This is a genomic window from Acinetobacter higginsii (assembly GCF_000369845.1).
Classification (GTDB): Bacteria; Pseudomonadota; Gammaproteobacteria; order Pseudomonadales; family Moraxellaceae; genus Acinetobacter; species Acinetobacter higginsii.
In genome coordinates this window covers 219,272-245,030 of the sequence record NZ_KB850211.1, presented here as the reverse complement: position 1 = coordinate 245,030, position 25,759 = coordinate 219,272, and the positions used below count along the sequence as shown (strand labels likewise).

Below are 25,759 nucleotides of genomic sequence, written 5' to 3'. Positions count from 1 at the left end.
TTTATTTCCCCACAACCTGAATCACGATCAAGATCATCAATAACACCACTACACCGAGTGACATGCTTGAAGCGTATTCACGTAATGAACCTGTTTGACGCGAACTTGTAAAGCTATTACCACCCTTCACAATTGCAGGGAGTACTAACCATAAACCGTCAACTGGATCACGACCTAAAATTTTCGCAATCAATAAATAAGGTTTTACAAATACGATGTCATACAAAGCATCGAAACCAAATGCTGTACGGCAAATGTGCGCTAAACCTGAACCCAAAGATGTTTGAGCAAAAGCTTTTACTGCACCATATGCAAAAGCAAACAAGAAGATACCCACAGCTAAACCAGCGAGGGCAACACCACTTGCTAAGTGTTCAGCATGAGAAACAGCAGCTTCTAAGCTCTCAGGAACAACAAAACTTGGAATACTTGCAGCAGTCAGTAATTTTGCAACTGGCGCTTGTAGGAAGTAGCCGATACCTGTTGATAACGCGGCAAGAATTGCAAGCGGACCCCAGTAAGTGACGCCATGAATCGCATGCGCATGAGTTTTCTCTTCGCCGAAGAATACCACCCAGATTAAACGGAAAGTATAGATAGACGTTAAGAATGCACCCGCAACACCAACCCAATACAACGTATTGTAAAGCGGAAGATTTGCAATAGTCGACTGTGCATAGACTGCACCCAAGATCGCATCTTTAGAGAAGAAGCCAACAGTCACGATTGGAAGTGCTGCCAATGCGCCACCACCGATCACGAAACACCAGAATACGAATGGAATCTTGTGACGTAATCCACCCATTTTGAAAATGTTTTGTTCATGATGACATGCAAGAATTACGGCACCTGAAGAAAGGAACAATAACGCTTTGAAGAATGCGTGAGCCAACATGTGGAATAAACCAGCTTGGTATGCTTCAGCACCCACCGCCATAAACATATAACCCAACTGACTCATGGTTGAGTAAGCCAAGATACGTTTGATATCGGTTTGCACCAATGCAGCAAAGCCAGCAACCAGCAAAGTCACAGCACCTGTAATCGAGATGAACTGCATTACTTCTGGCGCCATTTCCATCACAGAGAACATACGGCAGCATAAGTACACACCTGCTGTAACCATTGTTGCAGCATGGATCAATGCAGATACTGGTGTAGGACCAGCCATCGCATCAGCTAACCAAGTTTGTAATGGAATTTGCGCTGATTTACCCGCTGCACCCAAGAACAACATCAATGCTGTCCAGATCGACAATGATGAGCTTTGCGTCATGACAGTCGCTGCATTTTCAACAATGTACTGAATATTCAACGTACCAAATTGTTGATAGAGCAAGAACAATGCGATGAGTAAGAATACATCACCCACACGTGTTACGGTGAATGCCTTGATTGCAGCCCAGCCATTTGCAGGGTTTGAGTAGTAGAAACCAATCAATAAGTAAGAGCACAGACCTACACCTTCCCAACCTAAGAACAATAACGCCAAGTTATCGCCCAATACCAACAACAACATGCTGGCAACGAATAGGTTGAAATAAGAGAAGAAACGCGCATAACCTTCTTCACCACGCATATACCATGATGCGAAGATATGAATCAGGAAGCCAACACCTGTGACCATACCTGTCATCAATAATGATAAGCCGTCTAAATGTAAGCTGATGCCTGGCTCAAAACCGCCAACACTGAACCAAGTCCATAAGTGTTGAACAAAAACGGTTTGACCACTGCTGGTAAATGCAAGACCGGCAATTAAAGCAAATAACGCAGATAAACCCACTGAACCGACGCCAATAATGGCAGCTACATTTTCAGAAAGTTTGTCACGCCCTGCCGCTAAAAGGATAAAACCAATGAGCGGAAATAAAACGGTTAAATATAATGTACTCATCCGCGCATCTCACTAGCAGCATCCACATCCAAGTGATGGAAGCGATGATAAAACTGAAGGACGATCGCAAGACCAATACATGCCTCTGCTGCAGCAAGCGTCAGGATCAAAATGAACATGATCTGTCCATCTGGCTGAGCCCAAACACTACCTGCCAAGACGAATGCCAACGCAGCAGCATTCATCATCACCTCAAGGCTCATTAGCATAAATAAAAGGTTGCGTCGCACCATTACACCGTAAAAACCCAGTGCAAAAAGGATGGTTGCAACGATCAAACCATGTTCTAAAGGGATGTGTCCCATTATTCTTTATCCTCTTCTGCACCTGGTTCACGTTTGCCTAAGTGGAATGCTGCAACAAGTGCTGCAAGCAATAACATCGCGGCAACTTCTACCAATAATAGATAGTGAGTAAATAGTGCTTGACCGACTGCTTTAGGTCCAACAACTTCTGTACCCATTGGCGCAGAAATCGTGGTGTATTCACCACCGAGCATCCACACCAAGATTAAGCCCAATAAAAAGCTCATCAGTGCAGGAAAAGCCCAAGCATCTGAAGTCAACCATTTGCTTTCTTGTTCAATGGTATCTTGTCCAAGGTTCAACATCATGACAACGAAGACGAACAAGACCATGATCGCACCTGCATAAACGATGATCTCAAGGGCAGCCGCAAACGGCGCACCCACGATCATGAAAATGCCAGCAACCGCAAGAAGAGAAACGATCAAGCTAAGTAATGCATGCACAGGATTGGTGTTGGTCACAACACGTACTGTCGAAACAATGGCCACAAGTGCCATCAAATAAAATGGCCACATCATGGTAATAAGCTCCGTACATCTACTGGTGCACTTTCTTTTTGTGCTTGACCTTTTTCTTTACCGCTCACAGCCATACCAGTGACACGATAGAAGTTGTAGTCAGGATATTTACCAGGTCCAGAGATGAGTAAGTTTTCTTTCTCATACACCAAGTCTTGACGTACATATTCACCAAGTTCGAAATCTGGTGTCATCTGAATCGCTGTAGTTGGACATGCTTCTTCACACATACCGCAGAAAATGCAGCGTGAAAAGTTAATACGGAAAAATTCTGGATACCAACGTCCATCTTCTTTTTCCGCTTTTTGCAATGAAATACAACCCACTGGACATGCAACCGCACACAGGTTACATGCCACACAACGCTCTTCACCATCTGGATCACGCGTTAATACGATACGACCGCGATAGCGTGGAGGCGCAATTTGTTCACCCGGTACTTCTGGATATAAGATCGTGTCACGTTTACGTGTTACATGGCTGAACACCATCCATAACGAACGTACAATCGATCCAAAGCCAGCTAGAATTTTATACATTTTGTACTCCCTGCTGTCCTAGGCCTGATTCATCAGAATCACAGCACCAGTCACTAACAAGTTGACCAACGCCAATGGCAAACAAACTTTCCAACCAAAGTTCATCACTTGGTCATAACGTGGACGCATTAACGAGCCACGCGCCAAGACAAACATCATTACGAAGAATGCTGTTTTAATCACGAACCAGAATAATGGTGGAACAAATGGAATTTCTAAGTTAAATGGTGCAAGCCATCCGCCGAAGAATAAAGTCACGATCAAAGCCGAGATCAAAACAACGTTGACGTATTCCGCAACGAAGAACATCCCCCACTTCATACCACCATATTCAACATGGTAACCTTCAGCCAATTCTTGTTCAGCTTCTGGTTGGTCAAATGGGTGACGATGCGTGACCGCAACACCCGCAACCACAAAGATCAAGAAACCTAAGAACTGAGGAATGATGAACCACATATCACGTTGTGCTTCAACAATTTCACGAAGGTTGAATGAACCTGCAATCGCAACCACACCCATCAACGAGATACCCAAGAACACTTCATAAGAAATGGTTTGAGCAGCAGAACGAAGACCACCGAGTAATGAGTATTTGTTGTTAGACGCCCAACCACCAAATAACACGGCATAAACTGCAATACCCGCCATTGCCATAAAGAACAATAGGCCGATACTCATATCCGCAACGCCCAGTGTAGGACTTACTGGAATCACCATGAATGAAAGTACCGCAGTTGCCATCGCAACTGCTGGTGCTAAACGGAAAGTCAGCTTATCAGCAAACTTTGGTGTCCAGTCTTCTTTGAACATGATCTTAAGCATGTCGGCAACGATCTGGAACATACCACCCGGACCGACACGGTTTGGACCATAACGGTCTTGCCATAATGCCAAGAGACGACGCTCAATAAATGACATCAAAGCAGCAACCAAAACCACCACCAGCAAGATCACAATCGCCTGAATCACTGAATAAGCGATTGGCCAGTTCTCAGCCCAAAGTGGCGTTTGACGTATAATTTCTTGATTCATGAATTACACTCCTACCGCCACAGAAACAGGCTCTGCCAATGAAACAGTTGGTGCTAAACCAATTGGGTAACCAATATAACCTGTTGGTAAATATTCGATCACTTGTACTGGCAAGCTAATACTCGTTTCACCCGCTTTCACTGTAATACGTTGACCATCTTGAACATTTAAGCGTGTCGCATCTTGCTCACCCACAGCAAACATCGCTTCAGGAATACGAGATTCCATCGCAGGTGTTTTAATGGTGAATTCGCCAGAACCAAAAATATGGTGCATTGGCACAAGACGGAAGCTTTCAGGATTCACAACAACAGCTGAAGGTGCCACATAGCTACGCGCAGGACGTTTTGCTAAACGATCGAATAAACGAACACCCGAATCACCACCTTTTAAGTGACCACCCACTTCATCTTGGTATTTGTTCCAAGCTTGTGGTGAGTTCCAACCCGCAGACCATGCGAAAGGTACCAATGAAGATGCAGTCTGATTCCCTACATAACCTTCCATCGAGAACGTTAATGCAGAGTCGATATCCGTCGGTTGCTTAGGTTCGTGAACCGATAACGGTGCACGCATTGCGGTACGACCTGAGTAACGACGTGGTTCACGTGCAATTTTCAAACCGTGGATACGATAGCCAGCATCTGGTGCAACGTCTTCAATTGCAGCAAGCACAGGAACATTCTTCACGATGTCATCAATCACATCATCAAGCAATGTCCAGTCCACTGCTTTGCCTTTGAGACCTGTCTCAATGGCATGTAACCAGCGCCATGATTCTTTAATCGCATATTCAGGTTTGTAGTAGCTTGGGTCATACACTTGATAGAAACGTTGTGCACGGCCTTCTTGGCTCACCACAGTACCGTCACCTTCAGCGAAGCTTGCAGCCGAAAGTACAATATCCGCAAGTTTCAAGGTTTCAGTTTCGCTATGATCGAGTACGATCACAGTTTCAGCCTTGTCAAATGCAGCTTTCACTTGACCCACTGGTAAACGACGAGTTAAGTCATTTTCAATCACAACCACTGCATCATAATCTTGTGCAAATGCTTGTTCTAAGCTTAAGCCACCAAACAGCGCCAAGCCCATTGAGTTCACTTCAGGAACAGTCAATGACAAGCCTGCATGTTCACCTAAGTTTTGTGCAACTTGAGCTGCAGCTTCCATGATCGCAGGATCTTGTAAGCTGGTACCAGAGATAATCAATGGCTTTTTCGCCGCTTTCAACGTATCTGCAATAGTTTGCGCAAATGCTTTGGCATCATCAGCTAAACCAGAGAGTGCTTCACCTTTAACAGCAGCAGCAACCGCGAAACCTAAACGTGCGATATCATTTGGAGATGCAACCACTTCACCTGTTGCAACATCGGCTAAACGCGTTTGTGTTGCAGCAAGGATATAGATTGGTGATTTTGCATCTTGACCGATACGTTGTACAGGTTCTGCTAACCAGTCTGGTGTACGTGTCGCAGCAGCCATTTCTTTGGCTTTGTTTTTCGCAGCTTGGCGAACAGACAATGCCATACGTGGCGCAGTTTGAGTTAGGTCTTCACCCAAGATCAACACCGCATCATAGCTTTCAATTTCACGCATGTTCGGGTTATAGATACCCTGTGTTTGCATGATTGATGCAGCTAACTCAACCAAGTTTTGATCTTTTTGAGACATACCTGTTGAGTAATTGTCTTGTCCGACCAATTCACGCAGTGCGTAGTTTGATTCCAAGCTTGCGCGTGGTGAACCAATACCTAACACTTTCTTGCCTTGAAGTTGAGTAATCACTTGATCAAGTGCCTGATCAACACTCACAGTCGCAACAGTTTCACCATTGCGGAACTGCGGTTGACGTGGACGATCTTCACGATTCACATAACCTGTACCGAAACGACCTTTGTCACAAAGGAAGTATTGGTTGACTGAACCATTGAAACGGTTTTCAACACGACGGATTTCGCCATAGCGTTCGCCCGGAGAAATGTTACAACCTGAAGAACAGCCATGACATACGCTTGGCGCATACTGCATGTCCCACTTACGGTTATAGCGTGCTGAATGAGTCTTATCCGTGAATACACCCGTTGGGCAGACTTCAGTCAAGTTACCAGAGAATTCAGACTCTAAAGTGCCTGATTCTGGACGACCAAAGTAAACACGTGAAGCATTGGCATATACACCAAAGTCCGTACCGCCCGCATAATCTTTGTAGTAACGCACACAACGATAACATGCGATACAACGGTTCATCTCATGCGCAATAAACGAACCCAACTCTTGGTTGTGATGCGTACGTTTGGTAAAGCGATAGCGACGACGGTCATGTTGCGTCATGACGGTCATATCTTGTAAATGACAGTGACCACCTTCTTCACAGACTGGACAGTCGTGCGGGTGGTTGGTCATTAAGAATTCAACAATCGACGCACGGAAATCCGTTGCTTCTTTGTCTTCAATCGAAATATAGGTATTGTCGGCAGCAGGTGTCATACATGACATCACCAAGCGTCCACGTGTGTCCTCAGGATTTGCGTACTGAGTCACCGCACATTGACGACAAGAACCAACAGAACCTAAGGATGGGTGCCAACAAAAATACGGGATGTCGATGCCAAGGCTTAAACATGCTTGTAGCAAGTTTTCAGTACCGTTGACTTCATACGATTTTCCATCGACATGAATTGTAGCCATAGTCGAATTCCTTAAGCTTGTTCTACGTCTAGAGCAGGGGCATGGGTTTTAACCTTTGCTTCAAACTCGCCACGGAAATATTTAAGTGCGCCCATAAGCGGCTCCATCGCACCTGGTGCGTGAGCACAGAAAGTTTTACCAATCCACAATTTACGAGTAAGTTCTTGTAAGTGATCGATATCTTCTTTCTTACCTTCGCCTGCTTCCAGTGCTTTAAGCGCTTTAACTGCCCAAGGTAAACCATCACGGCATGGTGTACAGAAACCACATGATTCACGCGCAAAGAATTCTTCTAAATTACGTGTAGCAGAAACCATACATTGAGTTTCATCCACAACCATCAACAAACAGGTACCTAAACGTGAACCCGCTTTCATGATCGTTTCAGAATCCATTGGCAAATCAATGTGCTCAGCTGCTAAAAAGTCAGTCGAAGCACCACCTGGTAACCATGCTTTCAAAGTAAGACCATCACGCATACCACCCGCATGTTCTTCAATCACTTCACGCGCTGTTGTACCAAATGGAAGTTCCCAAAGACCAGGGAATTTAACTTTGCCTGATGCACCATAGATCTTGGTACCCGGATCTTTCGACTTACCAGCAGAAAGATTGATGTACCACTCAGGACCACGAAGCATAATCGCTGGCAAGTTGTTATAGGTCTCAACGTTGTTGACAATCGTTGGACGGCCCCATGCCCCTGCAACTTGCGGGAATGGTGGCTTAGTACGCGGATTGGCACGACGACCTTCAAGCGAGTTGATCAATGCAGTTTCTTCACCACAGATATAACGACCTGCGCCAGTGTGAACATGCATATCAAAGTTCCAGCCTGTTCCAAGGATGTTGTCACCCAAGTAACCTTTGGCACGGATTTGCTCTAATGCTTCATTTAAGTATTGAGCTGCTTCAACATATTCACCACGGATGAAGATATAACCTTGAGTTGCTTCTAAGGTATAACCTGCAATCAGCATACCTTCGATCAATTGATGCGGAAGTTTTTCCATCAACAAACGGTCTTTAAAGGTACCTGGTTCCATTTCATCGGCATTACAGATCAAATAGCGTGGACCACCATCATTTGGCGCCATCAATGACCATTTGATCCCCGCTGGGAAACCTGCACCACCACGACCTTTGACTGTCGCAGCTTTAATCACTTCAAGCACGTCTTTTGGCGGCATGCTCAATGCTTTCTTAAAGCCGGCATAACCTTCAAGTGCTTCGTACTCATCGGCAGCACGAACAAACTCTTGTTTGCTCAAACGCCACGTTAATGGATGCGTTTCTGGGTTACCGTCGCCATAAATTGGTTTTGGTTCAGTATTCATACATACTTCTCCAATAACTGTTTAACTGATGACACGTCCACAAGACCGTGCGTATCTTCATCAATCATTAAAGTTGGACCTTTATCGCAGTTGCCTAAACAGCAAATTGGGAGCAAGGTAAAACGGCCATCTGCTGTGGTTTGTCCGTACTGGATACCCAGCTCGCGCTGGAACGCTTCTGCCAAAGTTTCTGCACCCATCAAGAAGCATGCAATTGAGTCACACAATAAAATCACATGGCGACCAACCGGTTGACGGTAGATACGGTTATAGAAAGTTGCAACACCTTCAAGATCCGCCACACTCATCGTCAACAACTGTGCAATCGCATTCATTTGTGCATCATCTACCCAACCATTACGGCGCTGTACACACTTCAGAGCATCCAAAGAGGCTGCACGTGGGTACGGGTAGTGACCAATGTGATGTTCAATGTCATGAATTTCGTCAGCAGTCAAAATCCCTTCAACATTCACACGTGGTTTTTTATCAGTCAAAATCATCATAATCGTTTACCCCTAGCGATCCACGTCAGCCATAACCACGTCAATGGTCGCCAAATAAATGATCAAGTCAGAAACCAAACTGCCGTTAATCACTGAAGGCATTTGCTGTAAGTGAGTGAATGTCGGTGTACGAATACGGGTACGGTAACTCATCGTTGACTTGTCTGAAGTCAAATAATAAGTACTCGCACCTTTCACGACTTCCGTCATAAATGATGACTCACCAGCAGGCATTACTGGACCCCAAGATACGCTTAAGAAGTGCGTAATCAAGGTTTCAATATCTTGTAATGTCTTATCTTTCGGTGGTGGAACACCCAATGGATGATCCGCTTTATAAGGACCAGATGGCATGTTATCCAAGCACTGTTGAATGATTTTCAACGACTCAGTAATTTCACGGAAGTGAACCAAGACACGTGCATATGCATCGCCTTCATATTCCACTGGAATATCAAAGTCGAAGTTTTCATAACCACTGTATGGACGATATTTACGAACGTCAAAATCAATACCTGTCGCACGTAAACCAGTACCCGTTACACCCCAAGCCAACGCAGATTTAGCATCGTATTGCGCAACGTTACGCGTACGACCAATAAATACTGAGTTTTTAAGCGCTGCTGTGTAGTACTCGTTCAAACGTTTCGGCATCCACTCTAGCAACTCTTTAACAAGTTTTTGCCAGTTATTTGGAAGGTCGTGTGCTGTACCACCAATACGGAACCATGCTGGGTGCATACGGTAACCCGTAATCGCTTCAACGATGTCATAGACTTTTTGACGGTCTGCGAACATATAGAATACAGGAGTCATACCACCCGCATCCTGAATCGCTGTACCACAGAACAACAAGTGGTTATTGATACGGAATAATTCGTTCAACATCACACGAATGACTTGTGCACGCTCAGGTACTTTAATACCAGCAAGCTGCTCAACAGCCATCACGTATGGCATGTTTTGCGCACAACCACCGAGGTAGTCAACACGATCGGTATAAGGAATGAATGAATGCCATGTTTGACGTTCAGCCATCTTTTCCACACCACGGTGGTGATAACCGATATCAGGCACACAGTCTTTCACTTCTTCACCGTCCAACTGTAATACCACACGGAAAGCACCGTGTGCAGATGGATGGTTAGGACCCAAGTTCAGGAACATGAAGTCTTCATCGTCATTACCGCGTTTTAGACCCCAGTCTTCTGGTACAAAGCGTAAGTGTTCTTGTTCGAAATCTTGCTTTGCTTGGTCTTGCATATACGGCGTATATTCTGTCGCACGCGCTGAATATTCTTTACGTAATGGGTGACCTTCCCAATAGGTTGGTAACAAGATACGACGGAGCATTGGATGCCCTGCGAAATCGATACCGAACATATCGTAAGCTTCACGCTCGTACCAGTTGGCATTTGGCCAAATGTTGGTTGCAGTTGGAATGCTTAAATCATTTTCATTCAACGCAACTTTAATACGAATATCACTATTACGCTCTAGAGATAACAAGTGATAGAACACAGTGAAGTCAGATGCTGGTAAACCATCACGGTGAACACGTAAACGCTCATCTACCGCTGATAAGTCAAACAACATCACATAAGGACGTTCCACTTTACGGAGGAACATAAGGACTTCTTGCACGCGTGCGCGCTCAACCCAGACTGTTGGAAACTCTTCAAAAGTCGTCTGCACATAGAAGTTCTCACCAAATTTGGTTTTGAGCTCTTCTACGATTGCAAATGCAGGGCGGGAATCAACTGGTGTTGATTCTGGCATAGCAATGTCAGTTTCAGCCATTGGCTTGGCTTCCTATTTAATACAAATTCTGGCAATTTTTCCGATGACCATACCCATCACGGGACATGTCAAAAACTCATCGTCAAAATTATTTAATATCATCCATAGAGCGTAAGTTTTTCACCGCAATACGTTCAGCATTTTTACGGTCACGTTCTGGCATCATCTTTGGCTTATACACAGGCTGAAGATCATCACCAATAACCGCTGAAAGTGGACGGCGCTCTAGTTGAATTTGGTCTTGAAGTAACATCAATGCTTGAATCAATGCTTCTGGACGAGGCGGGCAACCTGGGATGTACACATCAACAGGAATAATTTTATCGACACCTTGAACCACAGAGTAGATGTCATACATACCGCCAGAGTTCGCACAAGCACCCATTGAGATCACCCATTTAGGCTCAAGCATTTGTTCATACAAACGTTGAATTACAGGTGCCATTTTGACAAAGCAGGTCCCTGCAACAATCATCAAATCTGCTTGACGTGGTGAAGCACGAATAACCTCAGCACCAAAACGGGATAAGTCATGTACACCCGTTAAAGTCGTTGCATATTCAACGTAGCAGCATGAAGTACCAAAGTTAAAAGGCCACAAAGAGTTTTTACGCCCCCAGTTCACCGCTGTATGCAACACATCTTCAAGACGCGTCATCATCACGCTTTTATTAACTTCTTCCTCAAGTGGATCAGTTACGATTTGACGATCTTGTAATGGATATTGATCGGCATCTGGATTCGCACGGGTTAAAGTATATTTCATCCCGACTTACTCCTTTTTAAGTAATGATGTAGTCGGTGTTTTAGATTTAACACGACCTGAAGACTGTGCTGGAATATGACCAGTAGGATCGACAACTAACTCTTCAATATTATTGAATCGCGTAATGTCAGCAATGTTCATATTTGGCGAACCTATTTTGGTTTTAATCCCAGCTGCTTTACGACGATCTGAAGGTGCCCAGTTAAGTGCGCCTGTAGAAAGCTCATAAATCAAACCGATTAATAAAACTAAAATAAAGACAGCAGCAGTTGCAAAACCAACCCAACCGACTTCACGAACTGAAGTTGCCCAAGCGTAGAGATAGAGGGCTTCCAGATCGAAAACCACAAAGAAAATTGCAACTAAATAGAACTTGGCTGACAAGCGGATACGAGCACCGCCCGCACCAACTACACCTGATTCAAACTGCTCTTGCTTTGCACGTCCCCATGCTTTACCCCCTAGGAGTAAGGGAACAGTGAGCATAAAAACGCAAAGAAATGTAACGCCGATCACGAAGGCAATTATTGCCCATTCGTATGGAGTAATGGCACTCATGCGGGGATAACTCCTGGCAGGCCTATTTTTAACAAAGAATGTATGTATTGGCCTTCAAATACACCAAACACAAAATTAATCCCGCCAATTGTACCTGATTTCTAATTTCTCATGCTAGTTGAAGCGCTTTAGTCTTTCGGATGATTTTGTCCTTAAATTTACCGATATAACCAAGATCACGGTTAATTCACCCCTAAAAATCGAATTATCTAATCAAGAAGACTATATTGATCATTTTTTTCTTTTTCTACATCGTGAAAAAATCTAAATTTTGAGTGGTTCGCCCCAATATATTGCAGCACGAACTAAATCATTGCATTGATACAAATTTATGATGAAAATTTAAACAGAAGTTAGGGCCTGTTGACATTTCAGCCATGCATTGCGTTATCGGCTAAAACGACAGAAACAAGGCATGAAATGCAGGCAATGGTGATCCCCTTGCCAAGTTTCATAACGCAGTTTATGGAGGTTTTAGCCATAACCTAAGCAAGAGCAAAGCATTGCTTTGACGCAGCGCAAGGACAGGGACTTTTTTTGCCGTTACGGCGTTAGGTCTCACTCACTTAGAATAACTAAGTTTCGTAAAACTTGCCTTGTACCGTCTAAAAAATGTCCTCTGTCGCAAGCATCTGTGAAATCTCAACAGACCCTATATAATAGCGCGACCTTGCCTCCCCATAGAACCGCGTCAGCATGCCCCAAGCCTATGCAGCATTAAAACCACGCTCCCTTTTACAATTATTTCTACTTTTTAGTGGGATAATTCTATTGTGCTGCCTACTCGGTATCGCAACCAGACACCTCACCTTTCTTGCCTCTTTTTGGCCTGCCAACTCGGTTCTGCTCGGCTTACTCATTCGTTTTCCGCAAACACGCCACCCGATCAGTTTTATTGGGGCAATCGTGGGTTATCTACTTGCCGATACCTCACAAGATACGCCTTTTTTACTCAATATTTGTCTAACCTCAGCAAACCTGCTCTACGTCATCACGACATTGGCCCTATATGTCAAATTTAATGCATTTATCCGTTCGATGCATCATGGTTATTTTTATCTATTTCTATTTAGTTTTTGCTGTATCGGTGGTTTGGCTAGCTCGTTATTTGCAGCCCTCACCCTACCTTTATTTAACACCAAATTTGCTTTAGGTTCATTTTGGATTGATTTTGGCTATTGGTTTACTGCGGAAATTCAAAATGCATTATTACTGCTCCCGGCAATCATTAGTGCTCCGCTTTGGAGTGAATTTAAACAGCAACTCCAAGAGTTTAAAACCCAAACGGTACAAGAAAGTTTACCGCTATTTGCAGTTATTTTCTCCATTGCAATTGGCTACTATGATGCAGGCCCCGGCTCCCTACTTTATCCAATTGCGGCACTGATTTGGTGTGCATTGAGCTATCGTCATTTTTCAGTGGCAATGATTACCTCGATCAGCTGCGCCTTTGTGATCTATCACGTCTCACAGAACTACCTGCTACTTTACCCCCAGCAATTTTTAAATAATGCCATCTCAATCCGCCTTGGACTGATTATGATGACGATTGCCCCACTCACCGTGTCCAGTATCAATATGGTGAGATCCAAGCTAATCCAAGAATTGCAACATACCATTGCGCATGATGAACTCACCTCCAGCCTGACCCGCCGCCAATTTCTACAATCGGTACAACTGTTCCAGCAGCAAGCAACACAGGCTGGTCAAAGTACGGCCTTTCTTATGCTCGACATTGATCACTTTAAACAAGTGAATGACAGCTATGGGCACCAGATGGGTGATCGTGCCTTGCAAAGCTGCGTGCACACCATTCAGAGCCTACTTAGCCCTCAAGACTTGCTCGGTCGTTTAGGCGGTGAAGAGTTCGCTATCTTTATGACCGACACCGATGCCGATGCAGCTTATCTCTGCGCCGAAAAAATCCGCCTACAGATCAGCCAAACCCCGATTGAAAATGAACAACAGCAACGTTTTTTCATTCAAATCAGCATTGGAATTTGTATCTGCACACCTGAAAATCAGCACGCCATTGAGCAATTATTTAAGCAGGCCGATGATGCGCTGTATCAAGCAAAACGACAGGGCCGAAACCAAGTTGTCATTTCGACATAATATGTTGCAATTCAGCTAAATACTTTAATTATCTTTATACACAGCAGCGCGAATAGATGAGTATTCTAGAATGAGAACAAAAGGAGAAAAATATGCATCTAGAATACACTCACGCTTCGGATTATTTCTTTTTTTCACAACTTCTGATGCGCCATATAGAAAGTTATGTTCGAAAACATCCAGATGCTGATAATGCAATTTTTGATTTAAGAGACATTTACGAAGTATTTAGAGAGGATTTTGCCGCCACAACAACCAATTTAGAAAGTATTCTCAATATTGCCGATGGCTATAAAGTCGAAACCTTAAATGGAGATCAAACCCTGATCAAAGGTTATAAAATCGATATTAAGAACAATGCACTACTGATTGACTTCAATGCAGATGCATTGCAGAGCCTTCGCTCAGGCAAACCATTGATTGAACCCGATCCATCTGTTCATGAATAAATAGTAATAATTCAAGGTCGCCGAAAGACCTGACTTAGCCAAAGTATCTGACTTTGGCTTTTTTATTGATATCAATAAAAAAGGAATGATATTTATCATTCCTTTTTCACTACTTATTTTTTAATGACTTGTTTATAACGCTTGGCAGGCCACGTCATGATAAAGCGTGCACCGCCCAAGTTTGGACTTTGATCGACTTGAATGGTACCACCAAACCAGTAGGCAATACGGCTGACAATTGACAGACCTAGACCGTAACCACCCGAAGCACGGGTACGGCTGTCATCTAAACGGGCGAAGGCCTCAAAAATACGACTGCGCTCTTGTTCAGGAATCCCCGGCCCGTCATCTTCGACACAAACATAGGCATTGCCGTCAGCACGAACCCCACCACTAATGCGGACTTTATTATCGCAATAACGTACTGCATTACCAACCAGATTTTGCACCACGCGATGTAGATAGCGGCGTTCTGCATCTACTTTCAAGGCTAAAGGCGGTGCAATCAGTTCAATTTCTTTTTGCGTCTTCAATGCTTCCGTTTCCATTGCGACCTGATCCAATACTTCAACCAGTACAATGTCTTCGAAGTCTAGAGATGGCGTACCTTGCTCCAATTTGGCATAGGTCATGATCTCATCAATCAAGGTATTGAGTGCTTCAATATCTTTATCAATCATGTCCACTTGCTGAATTCGATAATTATAATCATCTTCTTCAGCCAACATCTCCATACCAAAACGAATCCGTGCCACAGGTGTTCTGAGTTCATGCGACACCGCACGCATCAATTCACGCTGCGCTTCAATCAAACGCTGAATATGATCTGACATATTGTTATAACTGGATGCCAAATTTGCCATTTCGTCAGTACCTTCAATGGGTACACGCAATGACAAGTCACCCGACTTCATCTTATTCAATGCATAACGGACCTGACGAATTTTACGCTCAAGCGGTAAAATCAGGCCATAAACACCCAAACTTAATAAGAACAAGCTGAATAAGGTGATCCCTGCTGACAGCTGGAACGGCATCCAATTAAACATTGGAACAGGCCCTAAAATCAGCACTTGCGCAGGATGGTTTGGCATCGGAGAAACAATCGAAATGGTGGTGCCACGCACAGTTGCACTGTCTTTATACAGCAACACACTTTGATCTTGGCGCAAACGACCAATCTGCTCCGAATCCAGATTAATGTCTTTAATATCCGCAATTTCAATTGGGTAATAGAAATGCTTTTTAATTTTGTCTAAATACTCACGCTCCTGCCCCGGATAAAAAATCAAATAATCCAGTACAAAAATCGGTAGCGCTTTCATTTGGCGTTCGCCAATTTTATCGACTTTAATATAGAGGAAATGCTTAGGGTCGTCTTTCAGGCCAATAATGATATAGCCAATCCCATTATTCGCATCATAACGAACCACTGACTTTTGCTCAGCAATACGTTTTTTCTCGGTACGCGATAGTTCTACCCGTTCAGCATCGACATAGTAGATCGGTAGTTCCAGCAAATCAGACGCATCGGAAATCCAATCTAACTTTTGTTGCTTTTCTGGCTGACGAGATACCCCTTCACTAATGACATAAGAAATGCCATCGGTAAGAGATTCACGATATTCTTGCGCCCGTTGATAGTTAATGATCTGCACCAGCAAATAACAAAATGCGGCAACCACAACAACCAAAACCACCAATCCAGCATAGATACGCAAGAATATGCTGTTTTTCAGTACTCGACTTACCATAGGGTAAATAATTCCAAGCTAGTTAAAATCTCTCCTGAACAGTCACGCTGTACAAGCCCCTCCTCTATCAAGGGAAAAGCCCCCTTTTAAAAGGAGGCTTTAGAGAGTTTAGATTCCGTTGGTTTCTTTAACGAATAAATAACCTTTACTACGCACTGTTTTGATACGTTTTGGATTTTCTGGGTCATCACCAATTTTTGGACGGATACGTGAAATACGTACATCGATCGAACGATCTTGACCATCGTATTCAATACCACGAAGACGCTCAAAGATATCTTCACGAGATAAGATACGGCCAGCGTTTGAAGCCAACAACCATAACAAGTCATATTCAGCGCTGGTGAAGTCAACCAACTCACCATTTAACGTTACTGAACGACCACCGTTATCAATCACAAGGTCATCAAACTCGATACGTTGTGCAACTTCGTCTTCAACTGTTTTGTCAGTACGGCGTAATAAAGCACGGATGCGCGCTAATAACACACGTGGTTGAACAGGTTTCGCAACATAATCGTCTGCACCCATTTCCAAGCCAAGAACCTGATCCATATCTTCAGTACGTGCAGTGAGCATCAAAATTGGTTGATGGTAATGCGGACGTACTTCACGACAAACGGTTAGGCCATCTGCGCCCGGTAACATCACATCGAGAACCACTAAATCTGGTTGCTCGCTGATAATGCGACGAATTGCACGATTACCATCCGTTTCGACTCCAACTTCTAAACCGTTACGAATCAAATACTCTTGTGTTAAACGTGCTAAGCGTTCGTCATCTTCTACGATCAAAATCTTCGGTAACTTTTCTTCTTGGCTCATTTGTTTGCCCCTAAAATCTGAGTGAATCTATCTATGAAATCTGACAGATACATTGGTTTATGTTTTGCAATATACACACGTTTACATTGTAAACAAGTAGGCGTTCACCAAACTGATACACGCCTAACCCCTTTTGTTATATTTTTATTAAAATTATGAATTTTAATATATTTTTCAGCTCTCTATGCTTTTTCCGACAGGATGAATATTTAGTATAGATTTTGTGCCAATGTTAAACAATTTGTTTCTTTATTCACCCAAAACAATTTAAGTGTCTGTTTTTTGAGTTATCCACAGAGTTATCTATAAGCCTTTTTTAACGGCTTTGATATGCTATGTGACTGTGATTTCAGCAGTTAACACATGAAAAAAAAATTAGTAAAAAGTCAAGGATTGATCTACTGCAAAAAATCCCGTATCTTGTGTTGAAAATAAACTTTAACCACTAAGTATTGTGTTTATCCCTCAAACATCGTGGCATACTTTTTGCTCGATTCAAACGGTCCATGAACATAAAAATAGATGATAATGGAGCTATGCTGACATGAGCATCATCACTTCTACTCCTGGCCAACTTCAGGTCATTAAGCGCACCGGTGAGATTGCGACATTTAATGCCGAGAAAATTTCTGTTGCGATTGGGAAAGCATTTTTAGCTGTTGAAGGTCAACAAGGTACTGACTCAAGTCGTATCCATGACCGTATCACTCAACTGACTGAAATGGTAATGAACACATTTAATCGTCGTTTGCCTTCTGGCGGTACGATTCATATCGAAGAAATTCAAGACCAAGTTGAATTGGCATTGATGCGTACAGGCGAGCAAAAAGTTGCACGTGCCTACGTCATTTATCGTGACCAACGCGCAAGTGCTCGTCAGCAAACTGGTGCGAACCATCACCCTACCCTTCAAATTACAGATGCCAATGGTCAGCTCCAACCATTGGATTTGGATGCGCTTACAGCCACCATTGAAACTGCAAGTGAAGGTCTAGAAGGAATTGATGTTCAAGCCATTCTTGATGAAACGGTGAAGAACTTATATAACGGCGTAAAAGAAAGCGATATCGCGACCACCATGATGATGGCAACGCGTACCCGTATCGAACAAGAGCCAAACTATACTTATGTGACTGCGCGTTTACTTAGTAGCGAACTCGTTAGCACAGGTTTAGAGTTCCTCGGTCTACCGACAGACACCTTAGAAGGTGATGCTTTAGAAACCTTCTTGAAGAAAGGTATTGAGCTTGATCTTCTTTCTAAAGACTTGCTTGATTTTGACCTTGCAAAATTGGCTGCTGCGATCAAACCAGAACGCTCAAACCAATTCACATATTTAGGTCTACAAACTTTATTTGACCGTTACTTCATCCATTCAAATGGCGTGCGTTTTGAATTACCACAATTATTCTTTATGCGTGTATCAATGGGTCTTTCGCTCAATGAAGAAAATAGAGAAGATCGTGCAATCGAGTTCTATGACTTATTGTCTAGCTTCGACTACATGGCTTCTACACCAACGCTATTTAACTCAGGTACATTGCGTCCGCAATTATCTAGCTGTTACTTAACCACGATCGGTGATGACCTGTATGACATTTATGGTGCAATGCGTGACAACGCAATGCTATCAAAATGGGCGGGTGGTTTAGGTAATGACTGGACACCTGTACGTGCATTGAACTCTTATATCAAAGGCACCAACGGTAAATCTCAAGGTGTTGTACCGTTCCTTAAAGTTGCGAACGATACAGCCGTTGCGGTAAACCAAGGCGGTAAGCGTAAAGGTGCAGTTTGTGCATACCTCGAAACTTGGCACTTGGATGTTGAAGAATTCCTAGAGCTACGTAAAAACACAGGTGATGACCGTCGTCGTACCCACGACATGAACACAGCGAACTGGGTTCCTGACTTGTTCATGCAACGTGTGTTTGAAGATGCTGAATGGACATTGTTCACACCTTCTGAAACACCAGACCTGCATGATTTAACAGGCGCAGAATTTGCTGAGCGTTATGCACACTACGAAGCTGTAGCAAAAGAACAAAACATGCTACACAAGAAAGTACGTGCTAAAGATTTATGGCGCAAAATGCTTTCGATGTTGTTCGAAACGGGTCACCCATGGATCACATTCAAAGACGTATGTAACTTACGTTCACCACAACAACACGTGGGCGTGGTTCACTCATCTAACTTGTGTACAGAAATCACTTTAAACACAAACCAAGATGAAATCGCGGTCTGTAACTTAGGTTCGATCAACCTTGTACAACACGTTCAAGGTGGCGTATTAGATCGTGAAAAGCTTGCGCGTACAGTGAAAACTGCGGTGCGTATGCTCGATAACGTAATCGACATTAACTACTATGCTGTACCACAAGCGAAAACATCGAACTTGAAACACCGCCCTGTGGGTATGGGTATCATGGGCTTCCAAGATGCATTGTATGAAATGAATCTTGCTTATGGCTCAGATGCAGCCGTTGATTTCGCTGATGAATCGATGGAAGTGATCAGTTACTACGCGATTGAAACATCAAGCAACCTTGCGCTTGAACGTGGTGCTTACTCAACATTCAAAGGTTCATTGTGGGATCAAGGTATCTTGCCAATCGACTCTTTAGAAATCGTTGCGAAATCACGTCCAGAGCGTATGTTCGAAGTGGATCGTACTCAACGTTTAGACTGGGACAGTTTACGTGCCAAAGTTCAAAAAGACGGTATGCGTAACTCAAATGTGATGGCGATTGCACCGACTGCAACCATCTCTAACATTTGTGGCGTGTCTCAATCCATTGAGCCAACTTTCCAGAACTTGTATGTGAAATCTAACCTTTCTGGTGAGTTCACCGTGATCAACCCTTACCTTGTTCGTGCATTAAAAGAACGTGGTCTTTGGGATACGGTAATGGTGAATGATCTGAAACACTTCGAAGGTTCAGTTCAAAAGATTGCGCGTATTCCTGAAGAACTAAAAGCAATCTTCGCGACTGCATTTGAAGTGGATACTCGCTGGATCGTAGATGCTGCATCACGTCGTCAAAAATGGATCGACCAAGCACAGTCATTGAACCTTTACATCGCTGGCGCGAATGGTAAGAAACTTGACATCACGTATAAGATGGCATGGTTACGTGGTCTTAAAACCACTTATTACCTCCGCGCTTTAGGTGCAACATCGGCTGAGAAATCAACCATCAATACGGGTGCACTGAATGCAGTTAAACCAGCATCGGTTGAAGCGCCTGTGGTTGCGGCAGCAGCGGTTGTAGCAGAAAAAGCTGAAGTTCAAACTGAAGATGATGGTTTCTCAACAGCAGCGCCAGTGCCATTGGCCTGTTCAATTGACAACCCAGACTGCGAAGCTTGTCAGTAATTTCACACCTCTCTGCATAAACTCCCTCTCCTTTTAGGAGGGAGTTCGAGAAAGGTTTCTATTGAGGCATAGATCATGTTCCATCTCAGTCATAATTATCAATTTGGTGTGATAGTCCTGATCTGTGCCTTTCTAGTGTTTTATATTCCAATGGTTTACGCATTTTTTAAAATACGTAAACAACAGCGTAAGCAAAATAAGTTTTAGGGATTATCGGTGTCCATTGGTCACCTTTTAAAATTTCAGTCAATAAAACTTAATTTTGCTTACACAAATTGAGCGTATAGTAGGACATCTCCTTGCTTGAGATGTCTAAATAAAAGATATAAAGCAACGAAGAGAGAATGAATATGTCTATCCTTAGTTGGGACGATTTTGAAGATGATTCGCAAAAACCGACTGCACCTGAACACAAGTCTGCGCCCATCGACACGCAAAAAACGGTTAATACGCAAGTGGTATCTGATTCAGAGCAATCATCGCCGCGCGTGGCTGCTGCACAACCCGCTGGAACCAGTACCGTGCGATCAACAAATCCCACCGATTCGTTGGCACGAGCATCTGCTGCCTTAGAACATTTAGATGCTGCACCTGGCTTGGAAGAGCTTGAGATGGGTGCACAGCGTGTTCAGGTTGATGATAAAGCAATGATCAACTGTCGCGCTGACTTAAACCAGCTTGTTCCGTTTAAATACGAGTGGGCTTGGCAGAAGTATCTAGACGGGTGTGCAAACCACTGGATGCCGCAAGAAGTCAACATGAACCATGATATCGCGCTTTGGAAGTCTGAAAATGGCTTAACTGAAGATGAGCGTACCATCATCATGCGTTCTTTAGGTTTCTTTTCGACTGCGGACTCATTGGTTGCAAACAACTTGGTATTGGCGATCTACCGTCACATTACCAACCCTGAATGCCGTCAGTACATCTTGCGTCAAGCATTTGAAGAAGCGATTCACACCCATGCTTATCAATACTGTATCGAATCTTTGGGTATGGACGAAGGCGAAGTCTTCAACATGTACCGCGAGATTCCAAGTGTTGCACGTAAAGCATCGTGGGGCTTGAAGTACACTCAATCTTTAAGTGATCCGACTTTCAACACTGGTACGCCTGAAAACGACCAACGTTTACTTCGTAACTTGATCGCGTTCTATTGCGTACTTGAAGGGATCTTCTTCTACTGTGGCTTTACTCAAATCTTGAGTATGGGTCGTCGTAACAAGATGAACGGTGTTGCTGAGCAGTTCCAGTACATCTTGCGTGATGAGTCTATGCACTTGAACTTCGGTATCGACATGATCAACCAGATCAAGATCGAGAACCCGCACTTGTGGACGGCTGAGTTCCAAGAAGAAGTGATTCAAATGATTCTTGAAGGCACCATGCTTGAGATCGAATATGCGCGTGACACGATGCCACGTGGTGTATTGGGTATGAATGCAAGCATGATGGAAGAATACTTGAAGTTCATCTGTAACCGTCGTTTAGCGCAACTTGGTTTACCTGAGCAGTTTGCTGGTGTAACTAACCCGTTTGGCTGGATGTCTGAAATGATGGACTTGCGTAAAGAGAAGAACTTCTTTGAAACGCGTGTAACTGATTATCAAACTGGTGGTGCGTTAAGCTGGTAAGTTGAATATCGTCACGCGACACATAAATTATCATAGGTTGCAATAAAAGCTGTCATGCAAAGCATGCCAGCTTTTTGGGTTTACGAAGAAATCATTTAACACAGACAATGCAACTGCATAACTGCTTTTCATTGATACAGGCGCAGTTTTTAGAAGAAAACTAACTATTAAAAAGCTAGGATACTCTCGCTAGGAAAAATTGATTTCCTATCAAGGATTACGGCGATGTAAGTGTTTCACTCTAGTAAGATAAAGATTGATTTTGATCTCCTACAAAGAAACACACATATTCCAGTGGAATATGTGTGTTTCTGGAAAATATGATTATAAGCATTATCTAAATTAGATAATCGATTGGAACCTCTGTGATCTCTGAAAGCTGAGCCTCTAAATAACCAACCGAATCTGCCAATTTATTTTTAGCATCTTCTAACCTCATCGCACGAGAGATCTTCGCCAGTTTAGAAAAGAAATTTTGCTTTAGAAACTCTTTCTCATCGAGACTAAGCCCATCGAAATCATCAATATTTTTCAAATAAAATGGAAAAATATTATTTTTATCATTATAAACCAAAGATTTGAGTTTGAATAATTCAATTATCTCAATAAACTTCTGATCAAAGGTTAAAATTGCTGGGAAAAAATATCTTGCCTCTTTATTAAGCTTGAAAGTTGCCGACTCTTCTAACTGTTTAAAATGAAGAACATCCCAAGTCATATTTCTAAGTTCAGAAAATATTCCCTTTTTATTAATTTGTACCTTGGAAAAAAATAATAAATTTTGCTGCTTTACAAAAAACTCCCGCGCCAAGATAGCTTCTCTTAAGCTAATTGCAGCAAGAAATCTGTCGTTATACTCGAAATATAATTTCATTTTTTCGAACAAGCTTGCTCTTTTATGGCCAAGCTGAACGATCGCTATAATTAAAAGCAGCACATACACTATGTTAAACCTTCTCTTTAATCCTTCGACTACTCTTAAATCTTCTAATCCATGAAATTTATGTGCGAGATGCTCTTGTGTAGCCTTTATAAGCTCTACATCAGAAAGATGGCAGGATATCTCTTTGGTTGAATTATATTTTTTTACATCTAAGTTTCTTAGAAATTCATAAGCTCTCACTTTATTGAATATTTTTCCATGATTTTTGGAATCTAATAGATTGAAGCTATTCTCTAAATCATATGGAGACGAATCAACCCATACGTGTTCTTGAGATATAAAGTCAAACACTTCTCTAATTTTATCATGTAGCTGATTGGATTTAGGTGTATAAATAAAAGGATTGAGATAGCTTAATGCTTGTGTATCTAAGGAAATGGAATAGTCTATTGCAAACTGAGCAGTCTTATTCTCAGCCATTTCTTCGAAGGTAACTTCATCAAGGACAAAGACCTTTTCGTGCCCATATAAACTTCTTACAACCCCACCACTTGGGAAGTCTTTATCTATAGAGATACCAGTAGCAAACCCTTTAAGATTTGCATTAGCAAACACAAATTTATATCCTTTTAATCTTGAAATATTATTCTTATAAATTTCAAGAGAGTCTGACAAATCAGATGCCATAGCAATATCTGAAATTATTTCATGTAGATCAAAATTCCACTCGTCATTCATCATTATTCGGTACAGCTTTAGTTAAATTTTTAAATTGATAAAATAACATTTAACTTTCACAATCAAGTCTAATTATGAACTCCTAAAAAATAATAGCTGTAATATATGACAATATCATGTGTCATTTTCAGTAAAAAATGTCAGCCTAATGTGTCATCTGATATCGGTTCAGAGCGTTTAAATAGCAGAGTTAAATAAACATATATTAATAAAAATCAAATACTTGATTTCAAAACCATCTTAAAGTGATTAATGGTACAAGAAAGCCAATGCATCTGTCATCTTTTTTGATTACAATCATAAAACTTAATCTTGAGTAAAAAAATGACTGATTTTGTAAAACATTCGCCCATAGCAATTGAACGCTATATGCAACAGATAGGCAACCTATCTGCGAATGAACTCGCCAAAAAATCAGAACTGCCTATTGAGAAAATAACCAGTATTATCAATGATGCAAAACCAATTCTTAAATTAAGTGAATTAGAAAGGATTGCTAAGGTTTTATTTGTACCAAGTGTCTATCTAACAAATAGCGAACTTGAGTATGTTGCTGATATTCCTAAAATAATAGACCATCGCAATATGAATGACGTATTTAATACGTCTTATGCATACCAATCTGTTATCAGAGAAGCATTAAAAGCTAGAAATGACTACCTTTATGTTCTTGAAACAATGGGCGAAGAACCACTGGAATTTAATTTAATTCTTTCAGGCGAAAATGCCATTATAGATGCACAGACGATTATTGAATATTTTGACTTAAAGAATCAAAAAAGAACGACAGGTCATAATGATTATTATGGTTCTTGGAGAAATATTTTTGAATCTAAGGATATTCTAGTAATTGAAAAGACCTCTAAAGAGCCTTTTGGTTCAGATGGATTCTGTTTATGGTTTGATGTAGTGCCAGTTATTGTTGTTTTAAGCACAGGACAAGCTGCTGAAAGGCGCCTTTTTACGATCATGCATGAATTAGTACATTTAGGATTACGCCAAAGTGTTTTTGATGGAAAAATAAATACTATTGCAAACCATAACAACACTGAACGCTACTGTGATTCCGTTGCAGGTCATGTAATTGCTCCATTAGAACTACTTGAAGAATGCTATCAATTAAACCTATCTGTCGATGAACTTGTTCAAAAAGTACGGTTAAAAGCAAAAGCCAGTCGCCCTGCTATTGCAATACAATTGAAATTAGCTGGATATATTACAGAACAAGATTTAAAAGAATACCTCCAGTCACTCGATTTTAAGAGGATAGAAAAGAATAAAAATAATGAACCGCATATTCCTGCTTCTACGCGGATTATTAGTAAATATGGTCGTTATTTTGTACAGACAGTTATTGCAGCAATGTCACATAACACGATTTCTGCAACTGCAGCTAAAGATATTTTAGGAATTAAAGCTTCCTACAAATTAAGTACACTACAAGATGTACAGAAGCGGGTGTATATGTAAATGATTTACTTAAGTTTAGACACCAATGCTCTTTTAGATCTTTGTTATAGGGTTTATCCAGAACAGACTTTCCCTAAATTATGGGAATTACTGGATGATTTAACGCTTACAACAACAACCAAGTTTTGTATTTGTTCTTCAATCTTAGAAGAAACCCGTTCGAAATGCCTTGTGTTTGAATTTGATGAGAATATTTTTAACGAATTTCTTGTTCGTTTTAGAGTAATGATTATTGATCGTGATGAGATCGGCAGTGGGATCTTAAATATTCGTACAAGATTATTAAGCTATCCATTTTCAGCAACATCAGCTCATGCAATTAAAGACGAACCTGATGTCGACTTAATTGCTACAGCTCAAAAATACAATAAAAGTGGTTATGTAATTACAGGAGAAATTGGTTTTATTGGTGAAGACTGGGATACGTTTCAAACAAAAGCCCGGAGAAAAGAACAAGTCAAGATTCCAGATATTTGTGCCCTAATAGGGGTACAATCTTATTCTTGGTTACAGTTATTCCAAAGATATAGTTTTACCCTAGACTAATTTTTAAAAATTTA

General features: G+C 42.0%; 21 protein-coding genes. 7 read left to right on the top strand and 14 right to left on the bottom strand.

Annotated elements, in window-relative coordinates:
* Position 1 precedes the first annotated feature (1 nt).
* From nuoL to ndhC, 11 genes are all read right to left on the bottom strand, one after another.
* Positions 2-1,897 carry an NADH-quinone oxidoreductase subunit L gene (gene nuoL / locus F885_RS18825; RefSeq protein WP_005312459.1) on the bottom strand — a complete coding sequence of 632 codons (1,896 nt, stop codon included), beginning with the start codon at positions 1,895-1,897 and terminating at the stop codon, positions 2-4.
* Positions 1,894-2,202: an NADH-quinone oxidoreductase subunit NuoK gene (gene nuoK / locus F885_RS18830; protein ID WP_004655436.1), complete on the bottom strand. Its 309-nt coding sequence runs from the start codon at positions 2,200-2,202 to the stop codon at positions 1,894-1,896. The genes nuoL and nuoK overlap by 4 nt, the downstream gene beginning before the upstream one ends.
* A complete protein-coding gene (gene nuoJ / locus F885_RS18835) occupies positions 2,202-2,720 on the bottom strand; it encodes an NADH-quinone oxidoreductase subunit J (RefSeq protein ID WP_171061079.1) in 519 nt (172 codons plus the stop codon). The genes nuoK and nuoJ overlap by 1 nt, the downstream gene beginning before the upstream one ends.
* Entirely contained in the window at positions 2,720-3,262 is a 543-nt protein-coding gene (gene nuoI, locus F885_RS18840; protein WP_004655439.1) for an NADH-quinone oxidoreductase subunit NuoI, read from the bottom strand. Before nuoI ends, nuoJ begins: the two co-directional genes overlap by 1 nt.
* Before the next feature lie 18 nt (positions 3,263-3,280).
* A complete protein-coding gene (gene nuoH / locus F885_RS18845) occupies positions 3,281-4,297 on the bottom strand; it encodes an NADH-quinone oxidoreductase subunit NuoH (protein WP_004804775.1) in 1,017 nt (338 codons plus the stop codon).
* A gap of 3 nt (positions 4,298-4,300) precedes the next feature.
* Positions 4,301-6,985 carry an NADH-quinone oxidoreductase subunit NuoG gene (nuoG, locus tag F885_RS18850; protein WP_005312454.1) on the bottom strand — a complete coding sequence of 895 codons (2,685 nt, stop codon included), beginning with the start codon at positions 6,983-6,985 and terminating at the stop codon, positions 4,301-4,303.
* Between the two features lie 11 nt (positions 6,986-6,996).
* Complete coding sequence (gene nuoF / locus F885_RS18855; RefSeq protein ID WP_004804772.1) at positions 6,997-8,322, bottom strand: NADH-quinone oxidoreductase subunit NuoF; 1,326 nt, start codon at positions 8,320-8,322, stop codon at positions 6,997-6,999.
* Positions 8,319-8,828, bottom strand: coding sequence for an NADH-quinone oxidoreductase subunit NuoE (gene nuoE, locus F885_RS18860; protein WP_004804770.1), 510 nt, complete (start codon positions 8,826-8,828; stop codon positions 8,319-8,321). Before nuoE ends, nuoF begins: the two co-directional genes overlap by 4 nt.
* Before the next feature lie 12 nt (positions 8,829-8,840).
* The gene (nuoC, locus tag F885_RS18865) at positions 8,841-10,628 is read right to left on the bottom strand and encodes an NADH-quinone oxidoreductase subunit C/D (RefSeq protein WP_005312451.1); all 1,788 of its coding nucleotides are present in this window, start codon (positions 10,626-10,628) and stop codon (positions 8,841-8,843) included.
* An 88-nt stretch (positions 10,629-10,716) separates the two neighbouring features.
* Positions 10,717-11,394 carry a NuoB/complex I 20 kDa subunit family protein gene (locus F885_RS18870; RefSeq protein ID WP_004655450.1) on the bottom strand — a complete coding sequence of 226 codons (678 nt, stop codon included), beginning with the start codon at positions 11,392-11,394 and terminating at the stop codon, positions 10,717-10,719.
* 6 nt (positions 11,395-11,400) lie between these two features.
* Positions 11,401-11,952, bottom strand: a complete 552-nt coding sequence (ndhC, locus tag F885_RS18875) for an NADH-quinone oxidoreductase subunit A (protein ID WP_004804766.1) — start codon at positions 11,950-11,952, stop codon at positions 11,401-11,403.
* A gap of 696 nt (positions 11,953-12,648) precedes the next feature.
* On the opposite strand from ndhC, the gene F885_RS18880 reads away from it, so the two are divergent.
* Positions 12,649-14,067 (top strand): GGDEF domain-containing protein, encoded by a 1,419-nt coding sequence (locus F885_RS18880; protein ID WP_005312448.1) that lies wholly within the window; start codon positions 12,649-12,651, stop codon positions 14,065-14,067.
* A 92-nt stretch (positions 14,068-14,159) separates the two neighbouring features.
* Positions 14,160-14,516, top strand: coding sequence for a hypothetical protein (locus tag F885_RS18885; RefSeq protein ID WP_004804760.1), 357 nt, complete (start codon positions 14,160-14,162; stop codon positions 14,514-14,516).
* Between the two features lie 113 nt (positions 14,517-14,629).
* Here F885_RS18885 and bfmS read toward each other — a convergent pair whose 3' ends face one another.
* Together bfmS and bfmR are read right to left on the bottom strand one after the other, a co-directional pair.
* Positions 14,630-16,270 carry a sensor histidine kinase BfmS gene (gene bfmS, locus F885_RS18890; protein ID WP_004804758.1) on the bottom strand — a complete coding sequence of 547 codons (1,641 nt, stop codon included), beginning with the start codon at positions 16,268-16,270 and terminating at the stop codon, positions 14,630-14,632.
* A gap of 108 nt (positions 16,271-16,378) precedes the next feature.
* Positions 16,379-17,095, bottom strand: a complete 717-nt coding sequence (gene bfmR, locus F885_RS18895; protein ID WP_004655457.1) for a response regulator transcription factor BfmR — start codon at positions 17,093-17,095, stop codon at positions 16,379-16,381.
* Between the two features lie 544 nt (positions 17,096-17,639).
* On the opposite strand from bfmR, the gene F885_RS18900 reads away from it, so the two are divergent.
* The 3 genes from F885_RS18900 (at position 17,640) to F885_RS18905 (ending at position 22,108) form a co-directional block, all read left to right on the top strand.
* Complete coding sequence (locus tag F885_RS18900) at positions 17,640-20,474, top strand: ribonucleoside-diphosphate reductase subunit alpha (RefSeq protein ID WP_005312445.1); 2,835 nt, start codon at positions 17,640-17,642, stop codon at positions 20,472-20,474.
* Positions 20,475-20,549: 75 nt separating this feature from the next.
* Complete coding sequence (locus F885_RS20430) at positions 20,550-20,681, top strand: hypothetical protein (RefSeq protein ID WP_004804753.1); 132 nt, start codon at positions 20,550-20,552, stop codon at positions 20,679-20,681.
* Positions 20,682-20,824: 143 nt separating this feature from the next.
* Entirely contained in the window at positions 20,825-22,108 is a 1,284-nt protein-coding gene (locus F885_RS18905) for a ribonucleotide-diphosphate reductase subunit beta (RefSeq protein ID WP_005205654.1), read from the top strand.
* 337 nt (positions 22,109-22,445) lie between these two features.
* On the opposite strand, the gene F885_RS18910 is transcribed toward F885_RS18905, so the two are convergent.
* The gene (locus F885_RS18910) at positions 22,446-23,732 is read right to left on the bottom strand and encodes a hypothetical protein (protein ID WP_005312442.1); all 1,287 of its coding nucleotides are present in this window, start codon (positions 23,730-23,732) and stop codon (positions 22,446-22,448) included.
* 321 nt (positions 23,733-24,053) lie between these two features.
* On the opposite strand from F885_RS18910, the gene F885_RS18915 reads away from it, so the two are divergent.
* Together F885_RS18915 and F885_RS18920 are read left to right on the top strand one after the other, a co-directional pair.
* Positions 24,054-25,199, top strand: a complete 1,146-nt coding sequence (locus F885_RS18915; protein WP_005312440.1) for an ImmA/IrrE family metallo-endopeptidase — start codon at positions 24,054-24,056, stop codon at positions 25,197-25,199.
* The gene (locus F885_RS18920) at positions 25,200-25,745 is read left to right on the top strand and encodes a DUF4411 family protein (protein WP_005312438.1); all 546 of its coding nucleotides are present in this window, start codon (positions 25,200-25,202) and stop codon (positions 25,743-25,745) included.
* The last annotated feature ends 14 nt before the right edge of the window (positions 25,746-25,759 follow it).